Below are 18,465 nucleotides of genomic sequence, written 5' to 3'. Positions count from 1 at the left end.
TTAAACAAGTAGTGGACCGTTATTGGTAAATAGTATTTTGTGAAAAGTGTATAAATTTATTTGTTTATGACTTAGGATTACTTTCTTGAACCTTGAACCTTGAACCTTGAACCTTGAACCTTGAACCTTAAACCTTGAACCCTCTTTCGGGCAGGCTTCAAACCCTAAACCCTTTAACCCAATAATGGCATTTGATTTTTTAGTTCCGGTAGAAGATAAAGTATTAGCACATTGCGAATTATTGCCCGTACAGGCCATAGGTAAAAATACTTACATACACACGGTTAATGATGGTCTCCCCGTATTGGCCAATGCTACGGTAGCTATCTTGGGCGTAAAAGAATCTAGAAATGCGTTCGAGAAAAAACTGGAAAAATTAGATGTCTCCGCTATCCGATTGGAGTTTTATAAGCTGCTATTGGGTAACTGGAACGCTACCATTGTTGACCTAGGTGACATAGAGGAAGGTGAATCGGTAGAGGATACCTATTTTGTGGTCAAGGAAATCGTAGCAGGATTGTTGGAGGAAAATATAATCCCTATAGTCCTTGGTGCTACACAGGACATCACCTATCCTGCGTATAGAGCATTTGACGGTATCAAGGACATGATAAACCTTGTGGCTATTGACAGTCGGTTCGACTTTGGTATAGATGACGAGCTTATTTCCTCCCATTCCTATATGAGTAAGATTATTACGGACAAACCCAATAATCTGTTCAACTTTTCCAATATTGGCTACCAGAGTTATTTCAATGCCCAAGAAGAGGTAGATTTAATGGAGCGTTTGTTTTTTGATGCGTACAGACTTGGAGAGATAGCCAATGACCTATCCTTGGCCGAACCAGCGTTGAGAAACGCACACATGGTAAGTCTGGATGCGCGGGCCATTAAAGCCAGTGAAATTTCTTCATCCGCAAATTTTTCTCCTAACGGATTTACGGGTCGCGAAATTTGCGCCATAGCCAGATATGCAGGAATTAGTGATAAAGTTTCTGTTTTTGGTGTGTACGAAATGGAGAACAATGTGCAGTCCCACCAATTAATTGCACAAATTATATGGTACTTTATAGAAGGTGTCAATTATAGAATTATAGAATCCCCTTATTCAAAGACAGACGATTTTACCAAGTATACCGTTCCCTCGGACGCTGAGGACCTCGTTTTCTACAAAAGTCTTTTGACCCAGCGATGGTGGGTAGAGGTGCCATCAATTTTTACTTCACATACTAAAGCAAATACACCTGCGTTATTACCATGCACAGAGAAGGATTATTTAGATGCTTGCAATCAAAACATTCCGGAAAGGTGGTTTAAAGCGTATAAGAAAGGCTTTAATTAATTGAAAATAATTTTAAGGGATAAACCGCATTTATACAATAATTTATTCAAAACGTAGTTTTAGAAGTTAGAATAAATGAACGTAGTTCGCAGTTTGTAACCATAATCGAAATTTAACCTAAAGTATGAAGAAGCTATTGTTATCATCTATAGCGTTTGTTTTTTTGCTCACGAGTTGTGGGTCCAAGACAAAAGGGGAGCTAGTCGGAGTCCAAGGAAAAAAATGGTATCCGGAAAAGCCGTATGGTATGGAACTTATTCCGAGAGGTTCTTTTATCATGGGTAAGAGTGAAGAAGACCAGGCAAAAGTCTTGAACGCTCCTACAAAAACAGTTACTGTCCGTTCTTTTTACATGGACGATACGGAGATAACCAATAGTGAATACCGTCAATTTGTGGAATGGGTAAAAGATTCCATTGCCAGAACTAAATTGGCCATACTTGCAGATGACCTGGGACTAGGCCCGGATGATGGTGGAATTGGCGAATACGCTTTCAAAGATGCGGATACTACCAAGTCTTCCGCATACGAAAAATACATGTTGGATAATTATTCCGGCATGGGAGAAACCGGATACGAGGGTAGGGCCTTGAACAAGGATGTAGACCTGATCTGGGATGTAAATGACTATCCAGATGAGTATTATACAGAAATCATGGTAGATTCTATTTATTTGTCCGAAGAGGAGTCCTACAATGGTCAACGTAGTATCGATGTTACCAAATTAAAATATAAGTATAGTTGGATGGATATCGAAGCTGCTGCAAGGGCCGCCAATAAAGGCAAGGGTAGTAGAAAGGATTTTATTCGTACAGAGGAGTTGGAAATTTACCCTGACACCACAGTCTGGATACGGGATTTTGAATATTCGTACAACGAGCCAATGCACAACGATTATTTTTGGCACGATGCATACAGTGAATATCCGGTGGTGGGCATCTCTTGGGAACAGGCCAAAGCATTCTGTAACTGGAGAACAAAGTTTAAGAACGATGATCAGAAGAGTCGCAACAAGCAATTCGTAAATAAATTTAGACTGCCTACGGAAGCCGAATGGGAATATGCGGCAAGAGGAGGTATTGAGGGTGGTACATACCCTTGGGGCGGACCTTACGTAATTAGCGATACCGGTTGCTTTATGGCAAACTTTAAACCGCAACGAGGTGATTATGCAGCTGATGCGGCGTTATATACGGTAGAAGCAAAATCGTACGAGCCAAACGACTTTAATCTATATAACATGGCGGGCAATGTTGCGGAGTGGACAAACTCCAGTTACGACCCAAGTGCCTACGATTACGTATCAACAATGAACCCTAATGGCGGTGACCAGTCCAATACAAGAAAAGTGATCCGTGGCGGATCTTGGAAAGATGTAGCTTACTTTTTACAGGTGAGTACCAGGGATTATGAATATGCAGATTCCGTTCGAAGCTATATAGGTTTTAGAACCGTCCAGGACTATATGGGCGAAGAGGACTCTACTCAATAAATAAAAAATATATTTTACGATAATTAATTTCAAATCAAATTTTTAACCAAATCTTTATTAAACCTTTAAATTAAATTAAATCATGGCACAGTCAAAAGCAACAAAAAAATTATTCGCAATGGCCTACGGGCTTGGGGCATCGATCGTAATTATTGGTGCATTATTTAAAATTTTACACTGGGAGTTTGGACCGCTTACAGGTGGATTATTATTAGCTATCGGTCTTATTACAGAGGCACTTATTTTTGCTATAAGCGCATTTGAACCAATAGAAGATGAATTGGATTGGTCTTTGGTCTATCCGGAATTAAACGGTGGGGCATCTACAGGTGCTAAGAAAAGCGAGGCCGCAGAGGTAAAGGAAGCTGAGACTTCCTTGTCCAAAAAATTAGACGACATGTTAAAAGAAGCCGGCGTCGATGCAAATCTTATGGAGAGCCTAGGTTCTAGTATCAAGAATTTTGAAGGTGCGGCAAAAGGAATTGCTCCAACAGTAGATGCAATGGAATCTACCAAAAAGTACTCTGATGAAATGGTACAGGCAGCTTCTCAAATGGAATCTTTGAACAGTCTTTATAAAGTACAACTAGAGAGTGCTAGTAAACAAGCTAGTGTAAACGAACAAGTGGTACAGAATGCAAGTGCATTAAAGGACCAGATGGCATCATTGTCCAGCAACCTTTCTTCATTGAACGGTGTTTATGGTGGCATGTTATCTGCAATGAGCAAAAACTAAATTGGATTTTACCAATACCCCAAATTCAAGTATTAATTAAAATCTAATTATAGAAACATGGCAGGAGGAAAAGAATCACCAAGGCAAAAAATGATAAACCTAATGTATTTGGTTTTCATTTGTATGCTAGCATTAAATATGAGTAAAGAGGTTCTCGCAGCATTCGGGTTAATGAATGTAAAAATGGAGACTTCTAACGCTAAAACCACAGAAAGTAATAATCAATTCTTAGCGAGTTTGGAAACAAAAGCGTCCGAGGATAAGGTTAAGTACGGAGAAGTATACCAGAAAGCAAATCAGATAAAGGTGCTTTCACAGGAATATTTTGATTATTTGGAAACCCTAAAAAGCGGAATGTTAAAAGGGGTTGAAGATCCTACGGATTACCAAGTAATGGACAAAGCGGATTATTTGAACCAACACTTTTTTCAAGGAGATAATTTGACGGAAGGTGGACAGGAATTCATGAAACGCATTACGGACTATCGTACCGAAATCTCCAAATTGGTACCTGCAAATTTAAAGGCTACAGTAGAAGCTCGCTTTGAAGTAGGTGATGAAAACGGTAAGGTAGAAAACAGGGACGGAGCCAAAGTAGATTGGATAGATTATCACTACAAGGATTTCCCATTGATCGCTTCTCTAACAAAATTGACCGCATTGCAGGCAGACATTAAGTCTACCGAGGAGGATGCGCTTAAATCTATGTTGGAAGGTGAGCTTACGGATCAGGTTTCACTTAAGAATTTTGCAACTTCGCTTTTCGCAAGCAAGTCCGCTTTTTACTCAGGTGAAAGTTATGATGGTAAAATTATTATTAGCAAGACCGATAATTCTTCTACCCCTGTAAGAGCGGAACTGACCTTGGACGGTAGAAAATTGACCGAAGGTAAAGATTACAAGATCGAAGCCGGTGGTGTAAAAATGCTAATTGGTTCCGGTGCTGCCGGTGACCATGAGATAGCTGGGACTTTGTACTTTCAACAAGACGGTGCAGAGATAGAAGTACCCGTAAAGAATTCCTTTGCAACTATTTCCAAGCCTAACGCTGCGTTGATCGCTGCGGATAAGATGAACGTTGTCTACCGTGGTGTGGCCAACCCAATGTCTATCTCTATCCCAGGTATACCTAATAACAAGGTGCGCGCCTCTGCCCCAGGTCTTAAGCCGGTAAGTGGTAGCAAGTATGTAATGAACCCAGGTAAAGGAAGATCGGTTACGATTACCGCTTCTGGAACATTGCCAGATGGTCAAGCAATATCCTCTAAATCCGAATTTAGAATTAAGGATATTCCAAGACCTGAAGGAACGGTAAGCAAGCAAGCGGGTAGCATTAAGCTTCCAAGAAAGAACTTGGAGATAGCAACCATCAGCGCTATTTTAGATGACTTCGATTTTGATTTGAGATTAGCGGTAAGCGGGTTTAGCTTTAAGGTTCCTGGTCAGCCTACGATTAGCGTAAAAGGTAATAAGTTGGATTCTAGGGCCAAATCGGCACTAAAAAGAGCCAAAAGGGGAGATGTGGTACAGATATTCGATATCAACGCGTACATCACCAATAATAAGAGTTACAGACTTAAAAAAGTATCTCCTGTAGTCGTGGAGATAGCAAACTAGTAAGAATAAATGATACCGGGTAGCGCTTTTCGTTACCCGGTTATTTTAAAGTAAAACAAACATGAATTGGAAAAATGTTTTTTTAATGGGCGCTTTGGTAGTGTTACCGGCATCCATGATGGCACAAGCTAATATCTTGAACGCCAAAAAGCCACAGGAAGTAGGGGTGCGGACACAAGCCCAGAAAGAGGTGGATAACGATGCTCCTTTGAAATATGGCTATGTAGACGATAGGGACATTCTTTGGTCCAAGACCTTATGGGAAACCATAGATTTGGATGAAAGGGTAAACTTTCCTCTGTATTATCCAACAGATACCATTGACATAGGTTCCGATAGGAGGTCTTTGTACCACGTATTGATGAAGGCCGTTAAGAGTGGGAAGTTGGATGCGTATGCCGATTCTTATTTCACTGAAAAGAGAAATTTTGGTGATTTGTCTGCCGCATTGCAGAAAACGGACACCTTGGATTATGGGTATGAACAGGTAAATGCCGGGGAAGCGGTTTCTGCCGAGTTTATTACCACAAAGGAGATAACTGCCGCGCAAATAGAAGAGTACCGTATAAAAGGCATGTGGTATTTTGATAAGCGCCAGGGAGAATTGAAGTATCGTTTATTGGGTATAGCACCAGTTGCACCCGATGTAAACTTTATGGACACTGACAACCCCGATAAGGTAGAGCTGTTTTGGATCTGGTATCCGGATGCCCGTCAAGTTTTGCACGATGCCAAGGTCTTTAACCAACGTAATTCCGCACAACCCATTTCTTTTGATATGTTGTTGAACGCAAGAAGGTTCAATGCCGTAATCTACAAAGAGGATAACGTGCATGGCGATCGTAAGGTTAGCGATTATATAGCGGATAACGCACTTTTTCAACTCTTGGAAGCAAAGCGAATCAAGGAAGTGATTCGCGATAGGGAACAGGATATGTGGTCCTATTAACAACGATTCAAGATTTAATTAGGTAATTAGAACCGATTTGATGAATATCGGATCGTGTTCAAACTATCCTAAGATTATTTAACATTCCAATTCAATAATACAAAAGCGCTCCGAAAGCAATCGGAGCGCTTTTTTTATGATGTTTTTTAGTGGGCCATTTCTACTTTACCAAAATCTTCAAATTGCTACCTTTGTACCATGTTAGATTATATAGTGGTAGGTTTAGGTCTTGCCGGAACCGCTTTTTGCGAAACCCTGAGAAAACAAAATAAACGTTTTGCGGTATTCAACGATAGCTCGCAAAATGCTTCTTTGGTCGCTGGCGGACTCTCCAATCCTGTTATTCTAAAACGGTTTACAATGGCCTGGAACGCCAACACACTTATTCCGGTGGCAAACACGTTTTATCATGGATTAGAGCGTACCCTAGGTAAAAAGTTGCTTACAGATTTGCCGGTCTATCGAAGGTTTGTATCGGTAGCGGAACAGAATATGTGGTTCGAGGCAGCGGACAAAAAAGACCTAAAGAAGTATTTGTCGCAGAAACTGGTTCGCAACAGCAATAAAGTCTTGATAGCTCCCCACGATTTTGGAGAGGTAATGTATGCAGGTCTATTGGATACGCAGCGGACATTAAAAAGCTACACAGCTTTCTTGAAAGAACAGGGTATATTGGTTTCGGATGGTTTTGACCATGCTAAATTAGAGCAAAGTAGTACGCACGTAACCTACGGTGCACTTACTGCAAACTATATTGTTTTTGCCGAAGGTTTTGGATTGCTAAAGAACCCATTCTTCAATTACCTGCCCATGCAAGGTTCCAAAGGGGAATATTTGATTATCAAATGTGCTGCCCTAAAAGAGAACAATGCTATAAAATCCTCTGTCTTTGTAATACCGCTGGGCAATGATTTATATAAAGTAGGCGCAAATTATGATCGAGATACCTCTTCTAACCTTCCTACCGAAGCTACAAAACGGGAATTGATGAAAAAGCTAAACGAGTTGTTGGCTTGCCCCTACGAGGTAGTAGGTCATCAGGCAGGGATAAGGCCAACCGTTAAAGATAGAAAACCCTTAGTAGGTAAGCATCCAGAACACCACAGGCTGTTTGTTCTAAATGGTTATGGTTCCCATGGTATCATGATCGCTCCATGGGCTGCCGCACAGTTGTTCGCCTCCATAGAAAATTGTACAGCGCTGCACCCAGAGGTCGATATCAAAAGATATGCTGGCGATTATAAGTAAGACTTAAAGAGTTTGTTTTGGTTTATTGGAATCATAGGCAACGAACATGTTGATCCAGATATTCCTGGACAACCTCATAATTACGGGCATGAATACAATTAGGGTACCTATGATGGCTATAAAGGTGTTGATCAATCCTGTGCCAATAATCAGATTTGCTATAACAAATGCCGCTACGGCAAATGCTATTCCCAAACCATAGCTAACATACATGGCACCATAAAAGAAAGAAGGTTCCATTTTATATTTTAACCCACAGGAGCTACAACGTTCGTTCATTTTGTAGATTTTTCCCAAATGGTACGGGTTTTTGTCCAAATACATGCTTTCTTCATTGCATCTGGGGCAAGTTCCTGTTAAAATACTGTAGAGTTTGTTTCCTTTTTTTAACATTTGCAAAACTTTGTACAAAGGTACAGGTTTGCATCTCAATTTAAAGTTATGATAATCGTAAAAATTGATTTGTGAATTGCTGATCCGAATTGATGGTAACATAGCACGTCTGTACCATAAATAAGTATGCCGTTGGGGTAGAAGCCCTGTTAACCTCTTAAAAATAATAAAGTAAATGCTTAACATACACAACCTTTCCGTATCGTTTGGTGGGGAATATCTATTTGAAGAAATATCATTTCGCCTTAATGCAGGAAATAGGGTAGGGCTTGTAGGTAAGAACGGTGCCGGTAAGTCTACGTTGTTAAAACTGCTTTCCAAAGATATGCCTTTGGATGCCGGTACTATTGCGGTTGAAAAGGATATTAAAATAGGTTTCTTGCGCCAGGATATAGATTTTGTACAAGGGAGAACTGTTTTGGATGAAGCCTATCAAGCTTTTGAGGAAATCAAGAAGTTAGAAGGGAAGATAGATGACATAAACCAACAACTTGCCGAACGTACCGATTATGAAAGTGAAGCATATAACCAATTGATGATCGATTTAAGCGATGTAAGTCATCATTACGAAATTTTAGGAGGGTATAATTATCAAGGCGAGACCGAGAAAATTCTACAGGGACTTGGATTCGATAGGGCCGATTTTGATAAAAAGACCGAAACTTTTTCCGGTGGTTGGCGCATGCGAATAGAGCTGGCCAAATTATTGTTACAAAGTAACGATGTATTGTTATTGGATGAGCCTACCAACCACTTGGATATAGAATCCATTATTTGGTTTGAACAGTTCTTGAATACCTATACAGGAGCCGTGGTCATCGTATCACATGATAAAATGTTCTTGGATAACGTTACAAACAGAACTATAGAAATTTCATTGGGTCGTATTTACGATTATAACAAACCTTACACACAATACCTGGTGTTGCGAAACGAGATAAAGCAACAGCAACTGAGCGCTCAAAAAAATCAGGAGAAGGAAATACAGCAGGCAGAACGTTTAATAGAAAAATTTAGGGCTAAATCTACGAAAGCCTCAATGGCGCAGTCGCTCATAAAGAAATTGGATAAAATTGAGCGCATTGAGGTAGATGAAGATGACAACAGTGTAATGAACCTTAGGTTTCCTATTTCGATTACCCCGGGAAAAGTGGTGGTTGAGATAGCCGAACTTTCCAAAAACTATGGCACGAAAGAGGTTTTGAATAGCATAAACCTACTGATAGAGCGAAACAGTAAAACCGCATTTGTGGGCCAGAACGGACAAGGGAAATCTACCCTTGCCAAAATAATAGTAGGAGAGTTAGAGCATGAAGGGCATTTGAAATTGGGACACAATGTTCAAATAGGTTATTTTGCACAGAACCAGGCAGAGTATTTAGATGGTAATAAAACCGTTTTGGATACTATGATAGATGCCGCAAATGAATCCAATAGGAGTAAGGTAAGGGATATTTTAGGGTCCTTTCTGTTTCGTGGAGAAGAGGTAGAAAAGTACGTAAAAGTACTTTCCGGAGGGGAGCGTAACCGTTTGGCACTTGCCAAAATGTTATTGCAGCCTTTTAATGTATTGGTTATGGATGAGCCTACCAATCACTTGGATATAAAATCCAAAAACGTGTTAAAGCAGGCGTGTAGAAATTTCGAAGGAACACTTATCCTGGTATCCCACGACCGTGATTTTTTACAAGGACTTACCAACAAAGTCTACGAGTTCAAAAATAAAGTTATTCGTGAATATCTGGGGGACATAGAGTTCTATTTGGAGCAACGAAAGGCCGATGATTTTAGGGCCATAGAAAAGAAGCAGGAAAAACGAGAGGAAAAAAAGGTGCAAAAGAAAAACACTTCTTTTCAGGATCAAAAGAAGTTGAAAAGCCTGAATAATCAATTAAGTACCCTAGAGCGTAAAATTATGAGCTTGGAAAAGGACATAAAGGCCATAGACCATAATTTGTTGATGGATTATGATGGTACAATTGCCGAACCAAATTTCTTTGACACCTATCAATCCAAAAAAAACAAGCTAGAGCAACTAATGGAGAATTGGGAGCGGATTTCTGCAGAGATAGAAAGCAAAGCCTGATGCTCCTTACCACAGTATAGAACTATTTCACCACACAATTATGGGGTTTTACAACAAACGCGCTCCGTTGAACGATAAAGTTTGATGTTTAAACGTTATAAGTATTAATTTGTAGGATAATTCCTAACTTTTATCTAGAACATCTTTGATATTAACAAACCGATAACGCATGAAAAAACTATACACTTTACTATTTCTGATGCTGTTAATTGCCCACGTAACCAAAGCCGAGGTCTCCAAAAAGGAGAGAAAGGCCTTGGTGGAACTATATCATAGTACCAATGGAAAACATTGGATAAAAAAATGGGATTTGAAAACCGATGTTGCCAATTGGCACGGCGTACAAGTCGTAAACAACAAAGTGGTCGGTTTACAATTGTTCCGTAACAATTTAATGGGCGTGCTTCCAGAGGAAATCGGAAACTTGGAGCACTTAACGAGTTTGAATTTGGCGTTCAATTCCATAACGGGTGAGTTGCCCAAAACACTTACACAACTTACGAAGTTGAAAGTGCTGAAGTTGGAAATGAATAGGATAAAAGGAACAATTCCTTCGAACATTGGGCAGATGGCCAGTCTAGAGGAAATTTCTGCATTCAATAATTTTTTGACCGGTAGCATACCGGAGAGTATCGGTGCAATTACGAATTTGAAAATTTTAAACCTATCCAGCAATAGCCTAAAAGGAATTATACCAAGTTCTTTGGGGTCTTTGGAGAAGTTGGAAACACTAGGGCTATTTGAAAATGCCTTACAAGGAGCAATTCCGGTAGCTATGGGTAATTTGAAAAATCTAAAGGAATTGGTATTGGCCAATAATGATTTAAACGGTGAAATACCAGCGGAATTTGGTCAGTTGGCGAGTTTGGAGGTATTTCAGATTCAAAATAATAGCTTTTCTTCTTTTAAAAATTTGGAAATGTTGGATGAAAGGCAATTCTTGGTTTTCGATTACGATCGGGAAGATAGGAACATACAGTTCAAGGATGTTAATTTTAGCAAATCTAGAATGGTGGACACCAAGTTTGAAGATATTGAGGATTAGTGTAGTTTACATTTATTAGTTAGTTTGGTTAAAATGGGAGATGTGTAGAACATCTCCTTTTTTGTGCTAAAGAATATCATAAATATCATATTTATGCGTTATGGTTATGCGAATCTTAGTGCGTGTAAAAAACTATATATTAAGATAGGCAAATGGGGCAGTACAATATTTTATATATATTTTAAACGATTTTGACCATGAACATTATTCTAAAGGCTACTGCGATTACCTTGCTTCTCTTTGCCACTATCACCCTGAATGCCCAGGTTACGAAACAGGAAAAACAAATATTAAAAGAGTTATATAAAGCTACAAACGGGGATAAGTGGATCCATAAATGGGATTTCAGCAAAAAGGTAGCGACTTGGCACGGTGTTATAGTTGAAAATAATCATGTGGTCGAAATTGATCTTCACCATAATGGTCTGGAAGGAACCATTCCAAGTTCGCTCGGAGATTTGAGTCGTTTAAGGGTGCTTAATTTGGCCTTCAATAAACTAACGGGCCCCATCCCAATTTCGTTGGTGCAGTTGCATTATCTTGAAAAGTTAAAATTAGAAATGAACAGCCTATCGGGACTGTTGCCCTCCAGTTTCAAAAAAGCAAGAAATTTAAGGGAGCTTACCCTTTTTAACAATGGGTTGGAAGGTGTTATTCCGGAGGGAATAGGCGAAGCATCACAGCTAAGGATATTGAATTTGTCCAGTAATTATTTTAAAGGAGAACTGCCCAAAGCGATCGAAGACTTGTCCGAGTTGGAGAGTTTGGAGTTATTTGGCAATACCCTAAGCGGTACCATCGTTGCCGATCTTGGCAGGTTGCGAAACCTAAAAGAGTTAGTGTTGTCCTATAATAGATTTGAAGGAAATCTTCCGGAAAGTACGGCCAGTTTATCCCAGCTTAAACTAGTACAGCTTCAAGGGAATAATTTTGGTTCTATTAGGGCGTTACTAAACCTACGGGCCGAAAGCCTTGCTATTTTTGATAGTGATGATAGTTTTTTGAATATCAAGTTTGGAAGCGATATGCCGTCCCAAACAAGAATGGCAAATACCAAGTTTGAGGATGTTGAGGATTAATTAGAATAAAATTCATAAACTCTTATAATTTATGGGCTCCTTATGGAGCCTTTTTTGTTTGTATATGATTATAAGTTTTGGATAATTTGTGATTAGTTTAACATTGGTTGCAGCTGCAACCAATGGCTTTTTTTCCTAGTTTCGCTGCGTGTTAAAAACAGATTTTGAAATAGATTTTGAAACTTCTATAGGTCCTTGGTTGGGAAGGACGGTAAAAGTCGTGGACCACCATCTACAGGAGGCCTTTGACGCGCATGGATTGGATCTTACCAAGGAGCAGATGATCGTTCTTAAGACCTTGCACGGTCAGGACGGGATCAACCAGAATGAATTAGCTTGTCTTACGTTTAGGGATAAATCTTCCCTAGCTCGGTTGCTTTCTAAAATGGAAGTCAAGAATTATATCCTAAGGGTTCAGAGTGAAGAAGATAAGCGTAATAACGAAGTTTTTATCACCTTGGAGGGAGCGGCCATATTCGAAAGGACAAGACCCGTAATTCAAGGTATAATCGATATAATGGAACACGGCATCAATGCGGAGCATAAAACTATGATGATAGAGAACCTTAAAAAGATCCAACAAAATTTCAAAACAAAACAAGAATCCAAATAATTATCCAAGCATGAGAAATATTATTTTATCCGTCTTAGGTATCCTTCTTATTGTAGGGTCATTTTTTATGGCAAAAGGGATCGTGGACAGTAAAAAGAGCTTTAGGCCCAAGGCCGGTAAAGTTGTTAAAACTGTCTTTACCGAAGTTGTGGAGAATGGCACCGTACCTATAGTCGTCACCGCCAATGGTAACCTTAACGCCAAGCAAAAAGTTGAGCTTTTTACCGAGGTACAAGGTGTTTTTAATCGGGGTAGCAAGCTTTTTAAAGAAGGGCAGACCTATAACAGTGGCGAGACGATCATACGAATAGATGCATCCGAGTATGCCGCATCGGTTCAATCGGCCAAAAGCAACCTTTACAATGAACTAACTTCCATTATGCCGGACCTTCGTTTGGATTACCCGGAAATATTTCCAAAATGGCAAGCTTACCTTAATGGATTTGATATGGCGAAAAGTACACCGGCCTTGCCCGAAATGCCTTCGGAGAACGAGCGTTTCTTTATCTCTGGTCGTGGTATCCTTACGAGTTATTACAACGTAAAAAATTTGGAGCAACGCTTGTCCAAATATAGGATAACGGCACCCTTTACCGGTGTCCTAACCGAGGCTTCGGTCACTGAGGGCTCCTTGGTACGTGCCGGACAAAAGCTGGGTGAGTTTATCAATCCAGGGGTGTACGAACTAGAAGTTGCCGTAAGTAAGACCTATTCGGACTTGTTAAAAGTAGGGGAGAATGTTGCACTTACTACCTTGGACGACCCTAAAATATACAAAGGAAAAGTGGCGCGTATCAACGGCAGGGTGGATCAAGCTACCCAAACCATAAAAGCCTTTATTGAAGTAAGTGATGAAAATTTAAAGGAAGGGATGTATCTGGAGGCTAACCTAGATGCAAAAACGGAGGAGAACGCTATTGAAATAGATCGGAATTTATTGTTGGAAGGAGATCAAATTTTTGTCGTCCGCGATTCGGTTTTAGACGTCATTAGCGTAAATCCGGTCTATTTTTCCAACAAAACCGTAGTGTTGAAAAATGTACCTAACGGCACAACCATAATGTCCAAACCGCTTATTGGTGCCTATACGGGAATGGCGGTTAAAGAGTTCACCGATCAACCGGAAAACACCCAGGAATAATGCGAAAATTAATTGAATATTTTATTCGTTACCATGTTGCCGTAAACGTCATTATTATTGCGTTCGCGATCTTTGGAATCGTTGGGGCCAAGTCCTTAAAGTCATCGTTTTTTCCACTTACAGATTCTAAGAACATATCCGTTAGTATCGCGTACCCTGGCGCATCGCCGCAAGAGGTAGAAGAAGGTATCGTTTTAAAGATTGAGGATAACCTAAAGGGACTGGAAGGTGTAGATCGGGTAACCTCTACATCACGGGAGAATAGCGGTAGTATAAACGTGGAGATAGAAAAAGGTAGGGATATAGACTTTATGCTCTTGGAGGTAAAGAATGCCGTGGATCGTGTTCCGACCTTTCCTACGGGTATGGAGCCATTGATCGTATCCAAGCTGGAGTCTGTAAGGCAAACGATCAGTTTTGCCATAAGTGGAGCCGATATTCCACTGGCTACCTTAAAAAGTGTGGGGCGTCAGATAGAAAACGACCTCAGGGCCATTGATGGTATTTCACAAATAGCGATAACCGGTTATCCGCAGGAGGAAATAGAAATAGCCGTAAACGAGAACGATCTTTTGGCCTACGGAATTTCGTTTACAGAAGTTGCCCAAGCGGTCGGTAACGCCAATATCCTTGTTACTGGTGGTACCATTAAGACCGATGCGGAGGAGTACCTCATTAGGGCCAACAATAGGTCTTATTACGGAGATGAGCTCTCGAATTTGATCGTTAGGGCAGATGTCTCCGGGAGTACCATACGTTTAAAGGACGTGGCAGAAATACGGGATCGTTTCGCAGAGTCCCCGGATGCCTCCTATTTTAATGGCAACCTTTCCGTAAATACGACCATTACGAGCACCAATACGGAAGATTTGGTAAGTTCCGCGGAAAAGGTAAAGGAATACGTAGCCGAGTTTAATGAGAAGTACAACAACGTTCAGTTGGATGTGGTTTCGGACCTGTCCACAACCTTGGTGCAGCGAACCCAATTGTTGACCGAGAACGCTATCATGGGTATGCTCTTGGTCTTGATATTTTTATCCCTTTTCTTAAATACAAGGCTAGCTTTTTGGGTGGCTTTTGGACTTCCGGTAGCTTTTCTAGGAATGTTTGTGTTTGCAGGGTATTTTGATGTTACCATAAATGTGTTGTCCCTCTTTGGGATGATTATCGTTATTGGGATTTTAGTGGATGACGGTATCGTAATTGCGGAGAACATTTACCAACATTACGAAAAAGGTAAGAGTCCGGTGCAGGCGGCCGTAGACGGTACTATGGAAGTGCTGCCTCCTATTATATCGGCGATTATGACAACTATTTTGGCATTTTCTATCTTCTTGTTTTTGGACAGTAGAATTGGTGAGTTCTTTGGAGAAGTGTCCGTAATCGTAATTCTTACCTTGGCGGTTTCGTTGATAGAGGCATTGATTATATTGCCCGCGCACTTGGCGCATTCCAAAGCACTACAACCCGCGGACGACAAACCAAAAAAGGGAATGGGCAAGGCCTTTGCCAAATTGAGGGTATTTAACGAATCCGGCGACAAGTTCATGTCCTGGATGCGGGACAAATTATATACTCCCGCAATTTTGTTTGCGTTACGAAACAAGATTCTGACCTTTAGTTTCTTTATGGCGGCACTGATTTTAACCTTGGGGTCTGTTGGAGGAGGAATCATAAGAACGGCTTTCTTTCCCAGAATTGCCAGTGATCGAGTGCAGGTAGAACTACAAATGCCAAATGGCACCAACGAAAGGGTTACGGATTCTATCATTAGCCTTATAGAGGAAAAGGCCGAAATCGTAAATCAGGAACTGACGGAAAAATATTTTAAAGGGACCGATAAAGTACTTTTTGAGAACATGATACGTAGGGCGGGCCCTGGTTCGGCCACGGCAACTTTGACGATTAATTTGTTGCCAGGGGAAGAAAGGCCAGATGAAATCGCTGCCGATATGGTTACGGGAAGGCTCGAGGAACTCATGGGGCCGGTAGTAGGTGTAGAGAGTCTCATATACGGTTCTGGCGGTAATTTTGGTGGTTCTCCTGTATCTGTTTCGTTACTGGGAAACAATATTACCGAGTTGAAAGCTGCCAAAAAGGAACTCAAAACAGCCTTGGAGAATAACGCTGCGTTAAAGGACATAGCGGATAACGACCCTGCAGGTATCAAGGAAATAAGGCTGGAGCTTAGGGATAACGCTTACCTTCTAGGTCTGGACCTAAGAAATGTAATGAACCAAGTTCGTGCCGGATTTTTTGGAACCCAGGCTCAGCGTTTTCAGCGTTCTCAAGATGAAATTCGCGTTTGGGTTCGTTATGACAGGGAAAATCGCTCCTCTATTTCGGACTTGGACGAAATGCGTATCGTTACCCCAAGCGGCAGTCGTGTTCCTTTAAAGGAAATTGCGGAATATAGTATTGAACGCGGAGATGTAGCCATCAATAGATTGGAAGGTAGGCGTGAAATTCAGGTTTCCGCGGATTTAAAGAACCCAAAGGACAGTCCTACCGATATCATGGCAGAAATACAAAATGTGATTTTACCGGAAATACTATCTAAGTATCCCACTGTTTCTCCTTCTTTTGAAGGCCAGAACAGGGAAGTTGGCAAGCTTACGGGTTCTTTAAAGGTAGTAGGGCTATCGGTCTTACTTCTAATTTATATTACCATTGCGTTTACATTTAGAAGTTTCAGTCAGCCCCTCTTATTGCTCATTATGGTTCCGTTTAGTTTGATTGCGGTATCTTGGGGGCATTGGATCCACGATTTTCCTTTAAACGTATTGTCTCTTTTAGGAATTATTGCCTTAATAGGAATTATGGTCAACGACGGGTTGGTATTGATCGGACGGTTCAATACCAATCTTAGGGAAGGCATGACCTTTGATGCCGCTATTTTAGAGGCTGGTCGATCAAGATTTAGAGCCATATTTCTAACTTCGATCACCACCATTGCAGGTTTGGCGCCTTTGATGTTGGAGACCAGTAGACAGGCGCAGTTCCTAAAACCAATGGCCATTTCCATTGCTTACGGTATAGGGATCGCTACGGTACTTACCTTATTGCTCTTACCGTTATTCCTCTCCTTTGGCAATATTTTAAAATCCAAGAGCGGGACCTTTGGGTCTGGCTATAAGATTACCAAAGAGGAAGTGGAACGCGCGATAAAGGAAAAAAAGGAAGGGCTGCATTTGGAAGGTAAACAATTGCATATATCGCATGGGAATACCAAAGAATTGCCTGTATACGAAGAAAGTGGGAAGGAAACTGTTGAAAAATTAGAAGGAACTACAATAGAATGATCAGATCAAAAGGAATTGCCATACTTTTAATAATGCCGTTTTCGGTATTAATGGCACAAGAACAATTGCTTTCTAAAGAAGAAGCCGTTATTAAGGCATTGGAAAATAATTTCGGGATACAAGTTGCCAAGAACCAAGTTGAAATTGCAGAAAACAACAGTAGCGTGCTCAACTCTGGTTTTTTACCTACCCTAACGGGAAATGCAGGTGCCAATTACCAAAGGGACGATTCCACGTTTGAATTTCCCGGGCAGTTTCTAAGAGATCCCGAGACCGGAGCAAACTTGTTGGACGACTCTGGAAATCCCGTACCAAGACCGGACACCGGCCTGTATAAGGCAGAGGCACAGCGCTATAATGCAGGTTTAGTTGCCAATTATACCCTGTTCGATGGCCTTGGTAGGTTCTACACCTTTAAGAGCCTAAAGGAACAGTATCAATTAAGTACTCTTCAGGCGCGCGAAACTATAGAAAACACCATGATACAGCTATTCAGTGTGTATTTTGAGATTGCACGCTTAACAGAGAATAAAAAGGTACAACAACAGGCTTTGGAAATTTCCAAACAACGGATAACTAGATCGGAATATGCCTTTGAATATGGTCAAAATACCAAACTGGATATCTTAAATGCGCAGGTCGATGTCACCAACGATAGCATCAACCTACTAAATACGAATCAGCAATTGGCCAATGCAAAACGTGATTTAAACGTGGTCTTGAACCAAGATTTGAACGAGGTATTTAAGGTAGATACCGTAATTACGTTTATTCCCAAGTTAAAGCTAGATGAATTTATGGCAGAAGCAAAGCTTAATAATGTGGCGATTCTGCAGACCGACCGAAATTTGGCAATAAACGAGTACGATATTAAGGTAAGTACTTCCGGTTATCTTCCAACGCTGGATCTTACGGGTTCCTATGGATGGAATTTGAATCAGAATGCACCATCGGCCTTCTTCCCGGGGGTTAACGTAAATAACGATAGGAGTTTTGGCCTTGGGGCGCGCTTAACTTGGAATCTTTTTGATGGCGGAGGAACTACCGTTAGGGTCAAGAACGCTAAGATTGCCTACAAGAACCAAGAGTTGTTAAAGAAACAGGTAATGATGGAAGTGGATAGGGACATTAAAAATGCCATGGCGATTTATGAAAACCGATTGAATATTTATAAAATACAGGCGCAAAACGTACTCACCAATCAAAATAATTTTGAGCGCTCCCGAGAGCAGTTTCAGTTGGGCAGGATTACTTCTATAGAGTTTAGACAGGCACAGATCAATTTGTTGAACGCCCAGACCAATAAAAACCTGGCCAAGTACGATGCTAAATTGTCCGAGTTACAATTGTTGCAGCTCACCGGGCAACTATTGAACGTGGAATTATAAGAAAGTGACAACATATTGGTATTAAAACATTGAA

The 18,465-nt window shown here is 40.7% G+C and carries 14 protein-coding genes; 13 read left to right on the top strand and 1 reads right to left on the bottom strand.

Going from position 1 to position 18,465, the window contains the following annotated elements:
- Window positions 1–184 precede the first annotated feature (184 nt).
- The 6 genes from ACFQZJ_RS14930 (at window position 185) to ACFQZJ_RS14905 (ending at window position 7,384) form a co-directional block, all read left to right on the top strand.
- The gene (locus ACFQZJ_RS14930) at window positions 185–1,342 is read left to right on the top strand and encodes a formimidoylglutamase (protein WP_379935663.1); all 1,158 of its coding nucleotides are present in this window, start codon (window positions 185–187) and stop codon (window positions 1,340–1,342) included.
- Window positions 1,343–1,466: 124 nt separating this feature from the next.
- Window positions 1,467–2,834: a T9SS ring complex lipoprotein PorK/GldK gene (porK, locus tag ACFQZJ_RS14925; protein WP_379935662.1), complete on the top strand. Its 1,368-nt coding sequence runs from the start codon at window positions 1,467–1,469 to the stop codon at window positions 2,832–2,834.
- An 82-nt stretch (window positions 2,835–2,916) separates the two neighbouring features.
- The gene (gene porL / locus ACFQZJ_RS14920) at window positions 2,917–3,570 is read left to right on the top strand and encodes a type IX secretion system motor protein PorL/GldL (RefSeq protein ID WP_379935661.1); all 654 of its coding nucleotides are present in this window, start codon (window positions 2,917–2,919) and stop codon (window positions 3,568–3,570) included.
- 57 nt (window positions 3,571–3,627) lie between these two features.
- On the top strand, window positions 3,628–5,187 hold the full coding sequence (gene porM, locus ACFQZJ_RS14915; RefSeq protein ID WP_379935659.1) for a type IX secretion system motor protein PorM/GldM: 1,560 nt from the start codon (window positions 3,628–3,630) through the stop codon (window positions 5,185–5,187).
- A 61-nt stretch (window positions 5,188–5,248) separates the two neighbouring features.
- Window positions 5,249–6,136: a type IX secretion system ring subunit PorN/GldN gene (porN, locus tag ACFQZJ_RS14910; protein WP_379935657.1), complete on the top strand. Its 888-nt coding sequence runs from the start codon at window positions 5,249–5,251 to the stop codon at window positions 6,134–6,136.
- Window positions 6,137–6,334: 198 nt separating this feature from the next.
- The gene (locus tag ACFQZJ_RS14905; RefSeq protein WP_379935656.1) at window positions 6,335–7,384 is read left to right on the top strand and encodes an NAD(P)/FAD-dependent oxidoreductase; all 1,050 of its coding nucleotides are present in this window, start codon (window positions 6,335–6,337) and stop codon (window positions 7,382–7,384) included.
- Window positions 7,385–7,387: 3 nt separating this feature from the next.
- On the opposite strand, the gene ACFQZJ_RS14900 is transcribed toward ACFQZJ_RS14905, so the two are convergent.
- A complete protein-coding gene (locus tag ACFQZJ_RS14900; RefSeq protein ID WP_379935655.1) occupies window positions 7,388–7,777 on the bottom strand; it encodes a DUF983 domain-containing protein in 390 nt (129 codons plus the stop codon).
- Between the two features lie 175 nt (window positions 7,778–7,952).
- On the opposite strand from ACFQZJ_RS14900, the gene ACFQZJ_RS14895 reads away from it, so the two are divergent.
- The 7 genes from ACFQZJ_RS14895 (at window position 7,953) to ACFQZJ_RS14865 (ending at window position 18,431) form a co-directional block, all read left to right on the top strand.
- Window positions 7,953–9,863, top strand: coding sequence for an ABC-F family ATP-binding cassette domain-containing protein (locus tag ACFQZJ_RS14895; protein ID WP_379935654.1), 1,911 nt, complete (start codon window positions 7,953–7,955; stop codon window positions 9,861–9,863).
- 169 nt (window positions 9,864–10,032) lie between these two features.
- Window positions 10,033–10,908 carry a leucine-rich repeat domain-containing protein gene (locus tag ACFQZJ_RS14890; RefSeq protein ID WP_379935653.1) on the top strand — a complete coding sequence of 292 codons (876 nt, stop codon included), beginning with the start codon at window positions 10,033–10,035 and terminating at the stop codon, window positions 10,906–10,908.
- A gap of 197 nt (window positions 10,909–11,105) precedes the next feature.
- Window positions 11,106–11,987 (top strand): hypothetical protein, encoded by an 882-nt coding sequence (locus tag ACFQZJ_RS14885; RefSeq protein ID WP_379935652.1) that lies wholly within the window; start codon window positions 11,106–11,108, stop codon window positions 11,985–11,987.
- A 148-nt stretch (window positions 11,988–12,135) separates the two neighbouring features.
- Window positions 12,136–12,600, top strand: coding sequence for a MarR family winged helix-turn-helix transcriptional regulator (locus ACFQZJ_RS14880; RefSeq protein WP_379935651.1), 465 nt, complete (start codon window positions 12,136–12,138; stop codon window positions 12,598–12,600).
- Between the two features lie 10 nt (window positions 12,601–12,610).
- The gene (locus ACFQZJ_RS14875) at window positions 12,611–13,741 is read left to right on the top strand and encodes an efflux RND transporter periplasmic adaptor subunit (RefSeq protein WP_379935650.1); all 1,131 of its coding nucleotides are present in this window, start codon (window positions 12,611–12,613) and stop codon (window positions 13,739–13,741) included.
- Window positions 13,741–17,043: an efflux RND transporter permease subunit gene (locus ACFQZJ_RS14870; RefSeq protein ID WP_379935649.1), complete on the top strand. Its 3,303-nt coding sequence runs from the start codon at window positions 13,741–13,743 to the stop codon at window positions 17,041–17,043. The genes ACFQZJ_RS14875 and ACFQZJ_RS14870 overlap by 1 nt, the downstream gene beginning before the upstream one ends.
- Entirely contained in the window at window positions 17,040–18,431 is a 1,392-nt protein-coding gene (locus ACFQZJ_RS14865; RefSeq protein WP_379935648.1) for a TolC family protein, read from the top strand. Before ACFQZJ_RS14870 ends, ACFQZJ_RS14865 begins: the two co-directional genes overlap by 4 nt.
- Window positions 18,432–18,465: the final 34 nt, after the last annotated feature.

It is taken from the genome of Maribacter chungangensis, assembly GCF_042676845.1.
GTDB classification, from domain to species: Bacteria; Bacteroidota; Bacteroidia; order Flavobacteriales; family Flavobacteriaceae; genus Maribacter; species Maribacter chungangensis.
The sequence above is the reverse complement of the archived record's forward strand: the minus strand, read 5'-3'. Positions and strand labels throughout refer to the sequence as shown.